Below are 16194 nucleotides of genomic sequence, written 5' to 3'. Positions count from 1 at the left end.
AGCGGGTGAACCCGCGGGCACGGGTGAGCCGGGCGGGCACGGGTATGGGACGTGCACGACCGCAGCGCACCGGGCGCCGCACCGACTACCCTGCCCTGACCACGCTGTGACATCGACTCTGCGCGTCGAGTATCCGAGGAGCTGACTGTTGGCCTGTGACCTGTGGCTGGTGCCGCTCGTAGACGTGTTGTGCCATACGCCGGACAATCCGTTCGCCGAGGAACTCGCGCAGTACAACAAGGTGCTCGCCGAGGCCGCGCTGCCGCCCGTGCCGGTGTACCAGTACATGCCGGGGCTGTCCGGCGAGGTCGCCCCGGTCGCCGGGTTCGACTACGACGCGCTGCACTTCCTGCGCCGTGCCTACCTGCTCCAGGTGTGCGGCCTGCCCGTGACGCCGGTGGACGAACTGGGCGGCGACTACGAGCAGTTGCTGGAGATGTTCGAGACCACGGCCCAGCAGTCCCACCTCGTGTGGCACTACGACCACGCGGGCGCTTACGTCCCCGTGGACTTCCCGCACCCGCTGTCCAACGACGAACTCCTCGCGGGCGGCGGCCCGTTGGGCTCCTCCCAGACACTGCTGCGGGAACTGGAGTACGTCGCCCCGTCGCTCGGCATCGACCCGGCCAACCCCCCGTCGCCTCCCGAGGCGCCGCTCGCGCCCACGGAGCTGGAGGAGCCGGCCGTGCCGGCACCGTACGACCCCAGCCCCTTCGCCCGGGAGCGCCATGTGTGGCTCGGGCTGCACGCGGCGGCCACGCGGAGTCTGGCGCAGGGATCGATGATCATCTTCAGCTGAGGAGTTCCTCGGCCCGGTCGGCCGCCTCGGTCGACGGCCCGGTCAGCGCCCCAGCTGGGAGAGCCCCTTCTCCACGTCGTCGAGGTTCATCACCGGGGTGTAGGAGATCTTGGCACCCAGGTTGAGGAAGAACGGTTCGCTGATCATCGGCATCTGGGAGCTGTCCCGCATGTCGAAGACGAAGTAGGCGGTGCGTTCGCCGTTCTCCGCGGTGAAGTAGGCCGCTTCGGGCTTGATCTGTTCCACCGACTCCTGGATCAGTTTCCCCAGGGTGCCGCTCCGGATGGCCTCGTTCGCCTTCTCCGTGTCCATGGACGCCTTGAGCAGTACGCGCATCGCGATCACCTTTCCTTCACCGTCCAGCGTATGCCTGATATGCACCCTTGGCGCGGACACGTTCGGACCGCCCGAAATGCGGAGATTATGTAGAGACTCCCACGATGCGATCATGAACATCCGCACTCGCACATGCGTGCCACTGACCGCACTCGCGGCCGCGGCACTGGTGCCCTTGCTGCCGGCGACGGCACAGGCGGCCCCCACCGCGCCCGCCCTCGTCAGGCTCCCGGCGGGCTACTGCTGCCAGGACCTCGCCCCGGCCGGCGACGCCGACGTCCAGCCCGTCCTCGACCACGCCGGGCTGAGTGTGCCGGCGGACGTCGCCGTGGCCATCGGCTGCCACCCGCACAACTTCACCCCCGAAGAGCACACCGACGAGTGCCACGACACCCCGGTGGAGTGCGTGGCCGACTCCGAGGCCGGCCGCTGGGGTCTGATCGGGCTGGGCTGCGTCCCGGCGGGCTCCTCGCCGGAGTCCCAGCACCACCGGGTACGCCCCGAGGCGGTGACGGCCCGGTGATCCGCTTCCGTCGACTCCTCGGCGCCGGTGTCGCGCTGGCCGCCGTCCTCGGCACCACCGCCCTGACCACGGCGGAACCGGCCACCGCCGTATCCCCGACGCTCCGGTCGGAGGCCGCGCGTCCGGCCGCCGACTGGCCCGCCGCCAAGCGCACCGAGAAGGTCGGGAAGACCAAACCGGTCAGCGGCAACCGGAACTTCGACTTCACCCGCTTCGTCGGCACCGGCGCCCTCGGCGGCGGCGGCCAGGTCGAGGGCCAGGACCCGATCCTCGAACTCGCCGACGGCGCCACCGTGTCGAACGTGATCATCGGCGCACCGGCCGCCGACGGCATCCACTGCCGGGGCACCTGCACGCTCAAGAACGTGTGGTGGGAGGACGTCGGCGAGGACGCGGCCACCTTCAAGGGCACCCGCGGCTCGCAGACCATGACGATCGACGGCGGCGGCGCGCGCAAGGCCGCCGACAAGGTGTTCCAGCACAACGGGCCCGGCACGTTCGTCATCCGCAACTTCAAGGTCGCCGACTTCGGCAAGCTGTACCGCTCCTGCGGTGTCTGCAAGACGCAGTACCAGCGCCACGTCGTGGTGGACAACGTCACCATCACGGCCCCGGGCCTCGACGTCGTCGGCATCAACGCCACGCCGTACGGGGACACCGCGCGGCTGACCCGGATCACGATCGTGGGCGACGGCAACCGCAGGATCGTGGTCTGCCAGAAGTTCCGCGGGACGACGGTCGGCGAGCCCACCAAGACCGGCTCCGGCCCGGACGGCAGGAACTGCGTCTACCGGACGTCGGACGTCACCTACAAGTAAGGGAGAGACACCGTGAACACCCTCGCGCACCGCCGCCGCGGACCGCTGCTGGCCGCCCTCACGGCGGTACCGCTGCTGCTGGCCTCCCAGACGGCGACGGCGGCCCCCACCGTCCAGGCCGCCGACACCTGTACGGCCTTCAACACCATCAGCATCCCGCCGTACTACCTCAACAACAACGTCTGGGGCGCCAAGAACGCCTCCGGCAAGCAGTGCACCTGGCTGAACTCCTACCGGGGCGGCAAGGCCAACTGGGAGACGTCCTTCGACTGGACCGGCGACCGGACCAGCGTCAAGGCGTACGGCAGTGTCGTCCTGGGCTGGCACTGGGGCTGGAAGGAGAAGAACACCAAGCTTCCGGTCCGGCTCAACAGCGGCCGCAAGGTGACCGGTTCGTGGAGCTTCAACATCACCCAGCAACGACCCACGGTGATGAACGTCGCCTACGACGTCTGGTTCCACCAGAAGGCCAACCCGGACTGGAAGGACCAGCCCCACGACGAGATGATGGTCTGGCTCAACCGCCAGAACGGCGCGGGCCCGCTGGGCACCAAGCGGGAGACGGTCAACGTCGGCGGCACGTCCTGGGACCTCTACGTCGGCAAGATCATCAACAAGGACGGCAGCGGCAAGGTCACCAGCAGCTGGAACGTCTACTCGTTCGTCCGCACCGCCAACACCAACAGCGCGACGACCGACCTGACGGGCCTGGCCAACACCCTCGTCCAGAAACGCCTGTTGGCCAACACCTCGTACCTGACGAGCGTCGAGGCGGGCACCGAGGTCTTCACCGGCAAGGGCAAGCTGAGCAGCAGCGCGTACTCGGTGAACGTGGGCTGAGCGGCGACTGACGCACGGAGGGCGCCCCACGGCCGGGGGCGCCCTCATCACCTCTCGGCGGACCGGCTCTAGAAGACCGCCGTCCCGTCCTGCGTCAGCTTCCAGTTCGTGGCGGCGAAGCCGGCCGGGTCGAGCGCTCCCTTGGCGGTCACGTAGTCGATCATCAGCTGGCGGATCTCGTTCGTGGAGCTGTACGCGATGTCGGCGGCGGCGATGTGCGGATAGCCGGAACCGCCGTTCGCCCGGTAGTTGTTGACGGCGACGACGAAGACCTGGTCGTCGGCGACGGCCGTGCCGCCGTAGGCGAGGTTCCTGATCCGCGAGCCCTCCGGCTGCGCGATGTCGATGTCGTACGAGACGCCCGAGGCGGTGTCGTACATGTAGTCCCAGAAGCTGTTGGCGTTGGTGAGGGTGGCGGTGTCGACCTTCGTGCCCGTCGGCACCTTGGCGTAGTACTTCGCCGCGTACTCCAGGTAGTCCTTGAGCTGGGCGCCCGTGAGCTTCTTGCCGTAGAGGGTGTTGTCGTAGATGTAGAGCCCGGCGATGTCGCGGATGGTGACGTCGCCCGCGGGGATGTCGGCGGTGCGGCTGAAGGGGGCGGCGACCGAGATCAGCGGGAGCGCCGCGTCCGCCGTGGACAGGCCCGCCTTGACGGTCTGGGTCTGCACCTCGTGGATGAAGTCCATGATGGGGACGTCCTTCCAGCAGGCCTCCGCCCCCGAGAGGTCCTCGGTGCAGGTGCCCACCGGTGTGTTGACGTACTGCACCACCAACTCGTGGTCCGCCCTCAGGAGTTCGGTGATCTCCGGGTCCTCGTCGACGCCCTTGGGGTCGAGGGTCCGCGCGGTGGTCCCGGTGACCTTCCACTGTCCGTGGACGAGTTCGAGGTCGAAGTCGAAGACGGTGAGCCGCATGCCCCAGCAGTACGGCTCGGAGAGGACGACGTCCTTGCCGGTCTCCTTGTTGGTGACGGTGTACGACGACACCTCGACGTGCGTGTGCCCGACCAGGATCGCGTCGATGCCGGGGACCTGCTCGGCGACGAGGTTCGACGCGTTCTCCACGTACGGGAGTTCGTCGCCGTACGACGAGGAGCCGTCGAGACCGGAGTGGTCGGTCAGGAAGACGACGTCACAGCCCAGCGCGCGCAGCCGGGGCACGTACTTCTTCGCCTGCTCGACCAGCCCCGGGAAGACCATCTTCCCGCCGACGTTGTCCTTGTCCCACAGGGCGATGCCCGGGTTGGTGAGGCCGAGGATGCCGACCTTGATGTCCGGCCCGCCGGGGACATGGATCCGCTTCACGGTGTACGGGTGGAAGGCGGGCCGCAGGGTCTTGGCGTCCAGCGCGTTCGCCCCGAGCAGCGGGAAGCGGCACTGGCTCTCGAACGTGCGCAGCACCTCGATGCCGTAGTTGAACTCGTGGTTGCCGAGGGCGGCGGCGTCGTAGCGCATGTGGTTCATGGCGACGGCCATGGGATGCCGGGGCGCCTTCGCGCGATGCTTCCCACTCTTCCCGTTGTTTCCGCTTGCCCCTTGCGTCCCGTTCGTCCCGTCCGTGCCGGTGATCGGGTCCACGCGTGCGTAGTAGTACGCCAGTGACGTCCCCTGGATGATGTCGCCGGCGTCGACGAGCAGCACACGGTCCTCGCCCTTGGCCTCGCGCTGCTGCTTGACGAGCGTGGCGACGCGGGCGATGCCGACCGAGTTGCCCTTGCTGTCCGTGTAGGCGGCATCGGTGTAGTAGTCCCAGTCGAAGACATGGCTGTGCAGGTCGGTGGTGCCGAGGATGGAGAAGGACCAGGTGCGGGGAGGCTTCCCGGGGTGCCGGCCGGCGGCCTGCGCGGGAGCGCCCGCCGCCCCGACGGCGGCCACGGCCGCGCCGGTGACGGCCGTTTTCTGCACGAACTCGCGGCGGTTCATGGGAGGGACGGGCATACGAGGCTCCTGGAACGGGAGAGGGAGGAGTGCGGGGTGTGGAGGAGACGGTCGGAACTACCCGCGTAGATAGTTGCGTCCCTCCAGTTCCAGGGGGAACCAGGAGCAGGCCATGGGCCGGTCAAGGATGTCCATGACCGGCCCATGAGTGAGGTACCGACAGCGGTGACGGCACCCGCGGTGACTACAGGAACGAGTTGATCTGGATCGTCTCGTCCCGGCCCGGGCCCACGCCGATCGCGGAGATCGGGGCGCCGGACATCTCCTCCAGTGCCTTCACGTACGCCTGGGCGTTCTTCGGGAGGTCGGAGAAGGACTTCGCCTTGGTGATGTCCTCGGACCAGCCCGGAAGGCTCTCGTAGATCGGCTTCGCGTGGTGGAAGTCGCTCTGCGAGTACGGGAGTTCCTCGACGCGCTTGCCGTCGATCTCGTACGCCACACAGACCGGGATCTGCTCCCAGCCGGTGAGGACGTCGAGCTTGGTGAGGAAGAAGTCCGTCAGGCCGTTGACCCGGGTCGCGTACCGGGCGATCACCGCGTCGAACCAGCCGCAGCGGCGGTCACGGCCGGTGGTGACGCCCCGCTCGCCGCCGATACGGCGCAGCGCCTCGCCGTCCTCGTCGAAGAGCTCCGTCGGGAACGGGCCCGAACCGACGCGGGTGGTGTACGCCTTCAGGATGCCGATGACCCGGCTGATCTTCGTCGGGCCGACACCGGCGCCCGTGCAGGCGCCGCCCGCGGTCGGGTTCGAGGACGTGACGAAGGGATACGTGCCGTGGTCGATGTCCAGGAGGGTGCCCTGGCCGCCCTCGAAGAGGACCACCTTGTCGTTCTCCAGCGCCTGGTTGAGGAGGAGAACGGTGTCGGCGACGTAGGGCCGGAGCTTCTCGGCGTGACCGAGCAGTTCCTCGACCACCTGGTCGACGGCGATGGCACGCCGGTTGTAGAGCTTGGTGAGGATCTGGTTCTTGACGTCGAGCGCCGCCTCCACCTTCTGGGTGAGGATCGACTCGTCGTACAGGTCCTGGACCCGGATGCCCACGCGGTTGATCTTGTCGGCGTAGGTCGGGCCGATACCGCGACCGGTGGTGCCGATCTTCAGCTTCCCGAGGAAGCGTTCCGTCACCTTGTCCACCGTCACGTTGTAAGGCGTGATGATGTGCGCGTTTCCGCTGATGAGGAGCTTGGACGTGTCGACGCCACGCTCGTTCAGTCCGTTCAGCTCGGAGAACAGGACCGACGGGTCGACGACGACTCCGTTACCGATGACCGGAGTACACCCCGGCGAGAGGATTCCGGAAGGGAGGAGGTGGAGGGCGTACTTCTGATCGCCCACGACTACCGTGTGGCCGGCGTTGTTGCCGCCCTGGTAGCGCACCACATAGTCCACCGAGCCACCGAGCAGGTCGGTCGCCTTTCCCTTGCCTTCGTCACCCCACTGAGCACCGAGCAGCACAAGTGCGGGCACGCGCGTACACCCCTTCCGGGCGGGGCATGTCCAAGGTCAGGGGCGTACGTGTCAGAGCTTTCGGCTCATGCCTCGTACACCGGCGACCTTCGTTGGCCGCAACCCGTCGGACCGGATGCCCCGGAATAGACGAAGCCCCTGGCGCAATAGCGCAAGGGGCTCTTGCACAAAGATGCTACCCGAGGAAGCGAGGCATGACCGAGGTGGCGACTTCCGACCAGCTGCTGGTGGTCATCGACCCGGTCGCCCGACGGACGGACGGCGAGTCCGTCCGGATCGCGAAAGACGTGCTCAGCGCGGGTGCGACCACGAAAGTGTGCCTCCCGGACGGGCCCGAGGAATTCGCCCGGGCGCTCCAGAGAAGGGGGTCCCGGCGGCCCGTCGTGATCGGCGACGACCGGGCTCTGGTGCGGGCGGTGTCCCTGCTGCACCGGCGGCGCGAGCTGGCGGGATGCGGGCTGTCCGTCGTGCCGGTGGGCGGTGTCCTGGCGTTGGCGCGTTCCCTGGGGGTGCCCACGGGTGCGGTGGCGGCGGCGCGGGCCGTCCTGGACGGGGCCGAGCGACGGATGGACCTGTTGGTCGACGAGAGCGACGGGGTGGTGCTGGGCGCTCTGCGGATTCCGCCGACCCGGGAATCCTCCGCGGAGGAGGATCCGCCGGGGGCGGCGCTGTCCGGGGCGGCGTTCGGGGCGGTGTTCGGGTCCGGCCGGCCCTGGATGCGGTCCCTCGTACGGACCCTGGTGACGGCCCGGCCCGCGCGCTCGCCCGCGCCCACGTCCGCCCCCGGGCCCGCCCGCCTCCGGGTCGAGGTCGACGGGGTCACCCTGGTCGACCTCGACCAGCCCCTGGAGGCCCTCTTCGTCACCCCCGGGCCCTCGGGGCTCGCCGAGGTCGAGATCCGCCCGCTGTCGGTGGGCGCGGAGGCGACGCCGCTGCTGGCGACGGGGCGCCGGGTCACCGTCTCCGGGGCGGACTTCCACTATCGGGCGGACGCGGTGCTGTCGGGGCCGGTACGGAAGCGGACGTGGACGGTATGGGAGGGCGCATGGGGCTTGACCCTCCCGACCCACTGACCCCCACCGGCTCACCCTCCCCGGTCGACTCACCCCCTGGGGGGGGGCTCACCCCCCGCCTGGTCACCCCCTTGAGGGCTCGCCCTCCGTCGCCTCACCCCCTGGGGGCTCCGCCCCCAGACCCCCGACCTATGCCCACCCACCACCCGACTCGGTCAGTCGAACAGTCCCGCCCCCCTCAGCGCGTCCGGCGTTTGAGCCCGACCTATGCCCACCCACCACCCGACTCGGTCAGTCGAACGGTCCCGCCCCCCTCAGCCCGTCCGGCGTTCGAGGACGAGGCCCTTTCGGGGCCGAAGCGGGGGTCCGGGGGCGGCAGCCCCCTGGGACGAGGCGAGAGAGGTCGGGGTGTCAGCTCGGCAAGGACTGTGACTCGTCCTTGAGGGCGACCCCCGTGCGGCCCAGCTCCCGCGCCCGCCCCATCAGCGCGACCAGTTTCCCGGCCGCCGCGGTATGGGTGAGGCCCAGGGGCGGGCGGATGTTGGAGAGACAGTTGCGGTCGGCGTCGGTGGTGGTGCCGGGCCGCGGCCGGTAGGTGAGGTACGCGCCGAGGGAGTCCGCCGCGGACATGCCGGGCCGCTCCCCGACGAGGACGACGACCGTCACCGCGCCCATCGCCGACGCGATGTCGTCACCGAGGGCCACCCGGGCCTGTTCGGCGAGGACGACGGGCGCCACCCGCCAGTCGGGCGGCAGCAGGGACACCGTCGCCCGCACCACCCCCGCCGCATGCTCGTGCACCGCCCGGCTGGACAGCCCGTCGGCGACGACGAACACCACGTCCCACTCCCCCTGCGGCAGGTGCGCCCGGTCGGTGGGGTGCAGCCGGCGGCCCAGGTCGGGACGCTGGAGGTAGGTCAGCCGGTCGGGGGCGGCACTGCGGACCCGTACGGTCGGCATCCCCGTCAGCGCGGCGGCGACGGTGTCCGGGTCGAACGGCGAGTGCACCGCGTCCCGGGCCGCCGCGTGCGCGGCCTGGAGCTCCAGCCGGTGCCGGGTCGGCAGGCCGGACCCGGCGCGGCCGAGCCCGATCCGGGCCTGGGTGTGCCGACGCAGGGCCGCCCAGAGGGCCAGGTCATCCGCGTGTACGGGGTTCACGGGGTTCAGAGGATTCGCTGAGTTCACGGGGTCCTGGGAGTTCACGGGGTTCGCTGAGTTCACGGAGCCCACGGGGCCCACGAGGTTCACAGGGTCCACGGGGTCCACCGGGTCCACAGGGAGTCGGCTCATGCGGCGAGCCCCCGTCCGATCGCCGTCAGCGGATGCGCCGCGACCTCGCGGATCCCGCCCCGCTCGTCCAGCAGCCCGATGGACTCCAGCCAGGCCTCGAACTCCGGCGCCGGGCGCAGCCCGAGCACCTCCCGCAGGTACAGCGCGTCGTGGTAGGAGGCCGACTGGTAGTTGAGCATGATGTCGTCGCCGCCCGGCGTGCAGATCACGAAGGAGGCGCCGGCGACGCCGAGCATGGTCAGCATGGTCGCGATGTCGTCGTCATCGGCGTCCGCGTGGTTGGTGTAGCAGATGTCGAGGCCCATCGGCAGGCCGAGCAGCTTGCCGCAGAAGTGGTCCTCCAGGGCGGCACGCAGGATCTGCCGGCCGTCGTAGAGGTACTCGGGCCCGATGAAGCCGACCACCGTGTTGACCAGCAACGGCCGATAGCGCCGGGCGACCGCGTAGGCCCGCGCCTCCACCGTCTGCTGGTCCACCCCGTGGTGCGCGTCCGCCGACAGCGCGCTGCCCTGGCCGGTCTCGAAGTACATGACGTTCCGGCCGACCGTGCCCCGGTCCAGTGCGAGGGCCGCCTCGTACGCCTCGTCGAGGAGGCCGAGGGTGACTCCGAAGGAGGCGTTCGCGGCCTGGGTGCCCGCGATGGACTGGAAGACGAGGTCGACGGGGGCACCGCGTTCCATGAGGTCGATGCTCGTCGTGACATGGCTCAGGACACACGACTGGGTCGGGATGCCGTACCGGGTGATCACTCCGTCGAGCAGTTCCAGCAGGTCCCGTACGGCTTTCGGGCTGTCGGTCGCCGGGTTGATGCCGATGACGGCGTCGCCCGACCCGAGCAGCAGGCCGTCCAGCAGGGCCGCGGCCACCCCGGCCGGGTCGTCGGTGGGGTGGTTGGGCTGCAGTCTCGTCGCCAGCCGGCCCGGCAGGCCGATCGTCGACCGGAACGCCGTCACCACCCGCACCTTCCGGGCCACGGCCACCAGGTCCGCGTTGCCCATCAGCTTGGACACGGCCGCCGCCATCTCGGGTGTCAGCCCGGGGGCGACCGCGGCCAGCGCCGCCCCGTCCGCCGCCTCCGACAGCAGCCACTCCCGCAGTTCCCCGACCGTCATCCCGGCGACCGGCGCGAAGGCCACCGGGTCGTGGGTGTCGAGGATCAGCCGGGTCACGTCGTCGGTCTCGTAGGGGATCACCGATTCGGTGAGGAAGGTCGCCAGGGGCACCTCGGCCAGCGCCCAGCGGGCGGCGACCCGTTCCCGGGCGGACGAGGCGGCGAGCCCGGCCAGCCGGTCGCCGGAGCGCTCGGGGCTCGCGGCGGCGAGCAGGCGCGCGAGCGAGTCGAAGCGGTGGCGCTCGCCGCTGAGGGTGGACGTGTAGGCGCTCATGGCGGCGACCGTACGAGCCACGTGTTGCCGCCAGATTTCTAAAGGTCTGGTTGACAAACATTTAACGTCCCGGTGTCATCGACCGACTCATTCGGACTACAGAGTTCCGGTCCAGTGCAGCACCGGACCAGCAGGAGAGGGGCCAGCCCGATGGCAGTGGACGAGGGGATCGCCCCAGCGGCGCAGACAAGCGGGGGCGACACCGTCCACCGGCTGAAGCCCAACGCCGTGGGCCTGCTCGGGGTGGTCTTCATGGCCGTGGCGACCGCCGCCCCGATCACCGCGATGACCGGCAACGTGCCCTTCATGGTGTCGTCGGGCAACGGCATCGGCGCCCCGGCGAGCTACCTCGTCGCAATGGTCGTCCTGGCAATCTTTTCCGTCGGCTTCACGTCGATGGCGAAGCACATCACGTCCACCGGATCGTTCTACGGCTTCATCTCGTACGGCCTCGGCCGCACCGTCGGCCTCGCGTCGGGGCTGTTGGCCACCTTCGCGTACGTCGTCTTCGAGCCGGCCCTCATCGGCATCTTCTCGGTGTTCGCGACGACAACTCTCGAAGACCAGACGGGACTTCACGTCCCGTGGTGGGGCTTCGCGGTCCTGATGCTCGCCGTCAACGCGATGGGCACCTGGTTCGGCGTCTCGGTCGCGGAGAAGCTGCTCGTCGTCCTCCTCGCCACCGAGGTGACGGTCCTCGCCGCGATGGCGATCTCGGTCGCCCTGCACGGCGGCGGCCCGAACGGCTTCACCTTCGGCCCGGTCAACCCGGTCAACGCCTTCCAGGGCACCAGCGCCGGCCTCGGCCTCTTCTTCGCCTTCTGGTCGTGGGTCGGCTTCGAGTCGACGGCGATGTACGGCGAGGAGTCCCGCGACCCGAAGAAGATCATCCCCAAGGCGACGATGGTCTCGGTCCTCGGCGTCGGCGTCTTCTACGTCTTCGTCTCCTGGATGGCCATCATCGGCAACGGCGAGAAGCAGGCGGTGGCCGCGGCCTCCTCCGCCAACCCGCTCGCCCTGTTCTTCAACCCCACCGAGCAGTACGTCGGCCACTGGGCGGTCGTCGTCATGCAGTGGCTGATGATCACCGGCTCGCTCGCCTGCGGCATGGCCTTCCACAACTGCGCCGCCCGCTACATGTACGCGCTGGGCCGCGAGGGCGTGATCCCCGCCCTCAAGAACACCATCGGCCGCACCCACGCACGGAACGGCTCCCCGCACATCGCCGGCCTCGTCCAGACCATCGTCAGCGCCGTCCTGATCGCCGCGTTCTGGGTCGCGGGCAAGGACCCGTACGCCGGTCTCTACGTCCTTCTCGCCATCCTCGGCACCATGGCGATCCTCGTCGTGCAGGCGGTGTGTTCGTTCGCGGTGCTGGCGTACTTCCGCAAGAACCACCCCGAGAGCCGCCACTGGTTCAAGACGTTCACCGCCCCGCTGGTGGGCGGGGTGGCCATGCTCGCGGTGGTCGTGCTCCTGGTGTCCCACATGGGCGCGGCGGCCGGCACGGAGTCCGGCTCACTGGTTCTGAAGGCGACCCCCTGGCTGGTCGTGCTGGTCGCGGCGACGGGCATCGGGTACGCGCAGCTCCTCAAGCGCCGGAATCCGTCCCGGTACGCACTGATCGGCCGGACGGTGCTGGAGGAGACGAAGGAGCGCTGACACCGTCCGCCCACCAGGTTGCCCGCACGCCGATCGGGCCGGGCCGGGGCGGGGCGGTTCGCGCTGTCGCGGACAGCTTCCCGCCTCGCCGTCCCGGCGTCCCGGCGGAACGCTCAGTCGAGACAGAACTCGTTGCCCTCGATGTCCTGCATGGAGATGCAGGACTCGTTGTCCTCGTCCGCGGGCAGTACCTGCACGCACACCGCGCCGAGCGCGACCAGTCGTGCGCACTCGGCCTCAAGCGTGGCCAGCCGCTCCTCACCCACGAGCCCGGTGCCTACCCGCACGTCGAGGTGCACCCGGTTCTTGGCGACCTTCCCTTCGGGAACGCGCTGGAAGTACAGTCGCGGGCCCACACCCGAGGGATCACGGCAGACGAACCACGCGCCCTGCTCCTCGGGAGGCAGGGAGCGCTTGAAGTCGTCCCACGTGGCGAACGGCTCCGGCGGCGGCGGTACTTCGTACCCCAACACCTCGCACCAAAAGCGGGCGACGCGCTCGGGATCCGCGCAGTCGAAGGTGACCTGGACCTTCTTGATCGACGACATCGGCGCACCCTAGCAGGGGGGTTCCGTTGCTCAGTTCCCCGTGGCGGGTGCTCAGTTCCCCGTGGCAGGTGCCCACTTCCCCGTGGCAGGTGCCCAGTTCCCCGTGCCGAGGACGCGGAACGCGTGGCCCTCGGGGTCGGCCAGGCACCGTCCACGGCACATCGCCCCGGCCCCAGCCGAGCGCCTCCGCCCGGAACCGGCCGACCGCCGTGGCATCAAGAACCTCGATGTTCACCTGAACAGGTCGCAGCGCCCCGCCGGCGATCCCACGCACCGCTCCGGAACGGCCTCGGCACCGCGGGCGGAGCTTCCTCGCTGTCGGTCAGCCGTCGCCGAAGGTGTTCTCGCGGTGCACCCGCCAGCGCTCCATCATGGCCGCGACCTCGCCGTCGATGAACTCGAAGAAGGCGAGCGTCTCGGCCATCCGGCGGCCCGCGGCGGTCTCCGCGCCGAGACTGGCGACACCCTCCCGCAGCGCGCCCTCCCAGCGCTTGAGGACGGCCTCGCGGTTGGCGAGGGCCTCGTACCACTGGTCGCCGTGCACCCGGTAGCGCTCCCGGCGCGAGCCGGGCTCCCGCTCGCGCGACACCATGTGCGTCTGGGCCAGGTAGCGCACCGCGCCCGAGACCGCCGCGGGGCTGATCCTCAGTTGCTCGCCGAGTTCGGCGGAGGTCAGCACGCCGTCGTCGGAGGCGAGCAGCGCGGCGAAGACCCGGGCGGCCATCCGCTGCATGCCCGCCTCGACGAGCTGTGCCGCGAAGGACTCGACGAACCTCGACACGGCCTCCGTGTCCCGTCGGTCATCCCGCCCGCCCCGCCCGGCTCCGGCTGATTCCGTCATGCGCTCATCCTAACCGGGGTTCATACACTTCCTTAACTTCACAAATTTCTGAAAGAAGCGTACGTTCGGCAGCATGACGAAGGCACACTCCGCTGTCGGAGTATCCGGACTGCACAAGTCGTTCGGACGGACACACGCCCTGGACGGCCTCGACCTGGACGTCGAGCGCGGCGAGGTACACGGCTTCCTCGGCCCCAACGGCGCCGGGAAGTCCACCACCATCCGTGTCCTGCTCGGCCTGCTGCACGCCGACTCGGGCGCCGCGCGGGTGCTGGGCCGGGACCCCTGGGCGGACGCGGTGGAACTGCACCGCCGGATCGCGTACGTCCCCGGCGACGTGACCCTGTGGCGCAACCTCTCCGGCGGCGAGGTCATCGACCTGTACGGCAGGCTCCGCGGCGGCCTGGACGCGGCTCGCCGCGCCGAGCTGATCGAACGGTTCGAACTCGACCCGACGAAGAAGGGCCGGACGTACTCGAAGGGCAACCGGCAGAAGGTCGCCCTGGTCGCCGCGTTCGCCTCGGACGTCGACCTGCTGATCCTGGACGAGCCGACCTCCGGACTCGACCCCCTGATGGAGGCGGTCTTCCGGCGCTGTGTGGAGGAGGAGCGGGACCGGGGCAGGACCGTCCTGTTGTCGTCCCACATCCTCAGCGAGGTCGAGGAACTCTGCGACCGGGTGAGCATCATCCGCCAGGGCCGCACCGTCGAGACCGGCTCCCTCACCGACCTGCGCCATCTCACCCGGACCAGCGTCACCGCCGAACTCGCGGGCGCCCCCAACGGGTTGGCGCACCTGCCCGGCGTCCACGACCTCGACGTCCGCGGGCGCCGCGTCCGCTTCCAGGTCGACACCGACAAACTGGACGCCGTACTGCGCTCGCTCGGCGAGACCGGCGTCCGGTCGCTGACGTCGACACCGCCCACCCTGGAGGAGCTGTTCCTGCGGCACTACCAGGACGAGGTGGCACCCCGATGACCACGTCGACGCCGACGCTCACCCTCGCCGCACGGCAACTCACCGGCACCGGCGTGCTGTTGCGCTTCGCCCTGCGCCGCGACCGCGCGACGGTCCCGATCTGGATCGGGGTGAACGCGCTGATGGTCCTCTCCATGCCGAACACCCTGAAGGGCCTGTACGGCACCCCCTCCGAACGCGCCGACCTGATGACGCAGATGTCGACCAACTCCTCGCTGCGCGCGATGGTCGGCCCGGTCTTCGACGACTCCCTCGGCGCGCTGACCGCGTGGCGCGTCGGCGTGTACGCGGGCGCGCTCGCCGCCGTCATGGCCCTGCTCATCGTCGTACGGCACACCCGTGACGAGGAGGAGAGCGGGCGCCAGGAACTGGTGGCGTCGGGGGCGGTGGGCCGTAGGGCGTCCCTGACGGCGGCGCTGCTGACGGCGGCGGTCGCCAACGCCGTACTGGCCCTGCTGCTGGCGGCCGGACTCGCCGGACAGGGCGTGGCGGGCGCGCTGTCCTTCGGGCTCGGGATCGCCGGTGTCGGCATGGTCTTCGCCACCATGGCGGCGATCGTCGCCCAGCTCACCGAGAGCGCGCGGCTGGCCCGCGGCCTGACCGCGGGAGTCCTCGGCGCGGCCTTCGTGCTGCGCGCGGCCGGCGACTCGGCGACGGACGACGGTTCGTCGGTCCTGACCTGGCTGTCGCCGATCGGCTGGCTGGAGAACCTGCGGCCCTTCGCGGCCGAACGCTGGTGGGTACTCCTCCTGTTCACCGCGGCGGTGGCGGCGCAGGCCGCCGTCGCCTACACGCTCGCCGGCCGCCGTGACGTCGGCATGAGCTTCCTGCCGACCCGCCCGGGACCGGCCACCGGCCGCCTGGGTTCGTCCGCCTCCCTCGCCTGGCGGCTGCAACGCGGCAGCGTCCTCGGCTGGGGCATCGGCTTCTTCCTCGCCGGGGTCGTCTACGGCGGCCTGACCGACGGCGCCGCCGACCTCGTCGGTGACAACGCCGACGCCCGCGAGATCATCGAGCGGATGGGCGGCCGGTCCGGGATCACGGACGCGTTCCTCTCCGCGATGATCGGCATGCTCGGGCTGGTCGCCGCGCTGTACATCGTCGCCTCGGTGCTGCGCCTGCACGGCGAGGAGACCTCGGGACGGGCCGAACCGGTCCTGGCCAACGCGGTCGGCCGGCTCCGCTGGGCCGCCGGGCACCTGGTGATCGCCTTCGGCGGATCCGCCCTGATCATGCTGCTCGCCGGACTCGGCTTCGCCGCGGGCCACGGCGAGCGGATCGGGCCGATCCTGGGCGCGTGCCTGGTGCAGGTCGCCGCGGTCTGGGTGATCGGTGGGCTGGCGGTGCTGCTCTACGGCGTCGTCCCGCGGGCCGCTGTCGCGGCGTGGGGAGTGGCCGGGGCGGTCCTGTTGATCGGCTGGGTCGGCCCCGCGCTGGACGCACCGCAGGCGGTCCTGGACCTGTCCCCCTTCGGCCACCTGCCGAAGCTGCCGGGCGAAGGCATGGAGTGGGGACCGGTCCTGGCCCTTCTCCTGCTGGCGGTCGCCCTGGTGGGCGCGGGCCTGGCGGGCCTCCGCCGACGAGACCTCAGCACCTGACCCCCTTCCCTTCCCGACCCTGGGGGCTGCCGCCCCCAGACCCCCGCTTCGGCCCTGAAGGGGCCTCGTCCTCAAACGCCGGACGGGCTGATTTCAGCCCCTCCGGCGTTTGAGGAGCGGGGGTCCAGGGGGCAGAGCCCCCTGGAGGACGTGCGGC

Annotated in this window: 15 protein-coding genes; 8 read left to right on the top strand and 7 right to left on the bottom strand. The window is 70.3% G+C overall.

All coding sequences use genetic code 11. From position 1 onward, the window contains the following. The first annotated feature begins 148 nt into the window (after window positions 1-148). Entirely contained in the window at window positions 149-799 is a 651-nt protein-coding gene (locus tag ACZ5VD_RS15195) for a hypothetical protein (RefSeq protein WP_468553703.1), read from the top strand. A 42-nt stretch (window positions 800-841) separates the two neighbouring features. Here the strand turns inward: ACZ5VD_RS15195 and ACZ5VD_RS15190 are convergent, their stop codons facing one another. Then, entirely contained in the window at window positions 842-1135 is a 294-nt protein-coding gene (locus ACZ5VD_RS15190; protein WP_468553704.1) for a hypothetical protein, read from the bottom strand. A 112-nt stretch (window positions 1136-1247) separates the two neighbouring features. Here ACZ5VD_RS15190 and ACZ5VD_RS15185 point away from each other — a divergent pair, with 112 nt between their 5' ends. Genes ACZ5VD_RS15185 through ACZ5VD_RS15175 form a run of 3 tightly spaced genes read left to right on the top strand, consistent with a single transcriptional unit; the run spans window position 1248 to window position 3316 of the window. After that, window positions 1248-1658: a hydrophobin family protein gene (locus ACZ5VD_RS15185; protein ID WP_468553705.1), complete on the top strand. Its 411-nt coding sequence runs from the start codon at window positions 1248-1250 to the stop codon at window positions 1656-1658. Then, complete coding sequence (locus ACZ5VD_RS15180; protein ID WP_468553706.1) at window positions 1655-2476, top strand: pectate lyase; 822 nt, start codon at window positions 1655-1657, stop codon at window positions 2474-2476. The genes ACZ5VD_RS15185 and ACZ5VD_RS15180 overlap by 4 nt, the downstream gene beginning before the upstream one ends. 12 nt (window positions 2477-2488) lie before the next feature. Next, window positions 2489-3316: a GH12 family glycosyl hydrolase domain-containing protein gene (locus ACZ5VD_RS15175; protein WP_468682434.1), complete on the top strand. Its 828-nt coding sequence runs from the start codon at window positions 2489-2491 to the stop codon at window positions 3314-3316. Window positions 3317-3384: 68 nt separating this feature from the next. Here ACZ5VD_RS15175 and ACZ5VD_RS15170 read toward each other — a convergent pair whose 3' ends face one another. Beyond that, entirely contained in the window at window positions 3385-5253 is a 1869-nt protein-coding gene (locus tag ACZ5VD_RS15170; protein ID WP_468682433.1) for a bifunctional metallophosphatase/5'-nucleotidase, read from the bottom strand. Window positions 5254-5437: 184 nt separating this feature from the next. Next, complete coding sequence (locus tag ACZ5VD_RS15165; protein ID WP_468553709.1) at window positions 5438-6721, bottom strand: adenylosuccinate synthase; 1284 nt, start codon at window positions 6719-6721, stop codon at window positions 5438-5440. Window positions 6722-6915: 194 nt separating this feature from the next. On the opposite strand from ACZ5VD_RS15165, the gene ACZ5VD_RS15160 reads away from it, so the two are divergent. Next, window positions 6916-7794, top strand: a complete 879-nt coding sequence (locus ACZ5VD_RS15160) for a diacylglycerol kinase family protein (RefSeq protein WP_468553710.1) — start codon at window positions 6916-6918, stop codon at window positions 7792-7794. Window positions 7795-8145: 351 nt separating this feature from the next. Here ACZ5VD_RS15160 and eutC read toward each other — a convergent pair whose 3' ends face one another. Beyond that, entirely contained in the window at window positions 8146-8892 is a 747-nt protein-coding gene (eutC, locus tag ACZ5VD_RS15155) for an ethanolamine ammonia-lyase subunit EutC (protein ID WP_468553711.1), read from the bottom strand. Window positions 8893-9020: 128 nt separating this feature from the next. Further along, a complete protein-coding gene (locus ACZ5VD_RS15150) occupies window positions 9021-10409 on the bottom strand; it encodes an ethanolamine ammonia-lyase subunit EutB (RefSeq protein ID WP_468682432.1) in 1389 nt (462 codons plus the stop codon). A 150-nt stretch (window positions 10410-10559) separates the two neighbouring features. Between ACZ5VD_RS15150 and ACZ5VD_RS15145 the strand changes: the two genes are divergently transcribed. After that, the gene (locus ACZ5VD_RS15145; protein WP_468682431.1) at window positions 10560-12071 is read left to right on the top strand and encodes an APC family permease; all 1512 of its coding nucleotides are present in this window, start codon (window positions 10560-10562) and stop codon (window positions 12069-12071) included. Between the two features lie 113 nt (window positions 12072-12184). Here the strand turns inward: ACZ5VD_RS15145 and ACZ5VD_RS15140 are convergent, their stop codons facing one another. Together ACZ5VD_RS15140 and ACZ5VD_RS15135 are read right to left on the bottom strand one after the other, a co-directional pair. After that, window positions 12185-12619 (bottom strand): VOC family protein, encoded by a 435-nt coding sequence (locus ACZ5VD_RS15140; protein WP_468553714.1) that lies wholly within the window; start codon window positions 12617-12619, stop codon window positions 12185-12187. 322 nt (window positions 12620-12941) lie between these two features. Beyond that, window positions 12942-13460, bottom strand: a complete 519-nt coding sequence (locus ACZ5VD_RS15135; protein ID WP_468553715.1) for a GbsR/MarR family transcriptional regulator — start codon at window positions 13458-13460, stop codon at window positions 12942-12944. Between the two features lie 73 nt (window positions 13461-13533). Between ACZ5VD_RS15135 and ACZ5VD_RS15130 the strand changes: the two genes are divergently transcribed. Further along, the gene (locus ACZ5VD_RS15130; RefSeq protein ID WP_468553716.1) at window positions 13534-14439 is read left to right on the top strand and encodes an ABC transporter ATP-binding protein; all 906 of its coding nucleotides are present in this window, start codon (window positions 13534-13536) and stop codon (window positions 14437-14439) included. Then, window positions 14436-16037 carry an ABC transporter permease gene (locus tag ACZ5VD_RS15125; RefSeq protein ID WP_468553717.1) on the top strand — a complete coding sequence of 534 codons (1602 nt, stop codon included), beginning with the start codon at window positions 14436-14438 and terminating at the stop codon, window positions 16035-16037. Before ACZ5VD_RS15130 ends, ACZ5VD_RS15125 begins: the two co-directional genes overlap by 4 nt. The last annotated feature ends 157 nt before the right edge of the window (window positions 16038-16194 follow it).

It is taken from the genome of Streptomyces sp. NPDC032822, from assembly GCF_055578825.1.
The sequence above is the reverse complement of the archived record's forward strand: the minus strand, read 5'-3'. Positions and strand labels throughout refer to the sequence as shown.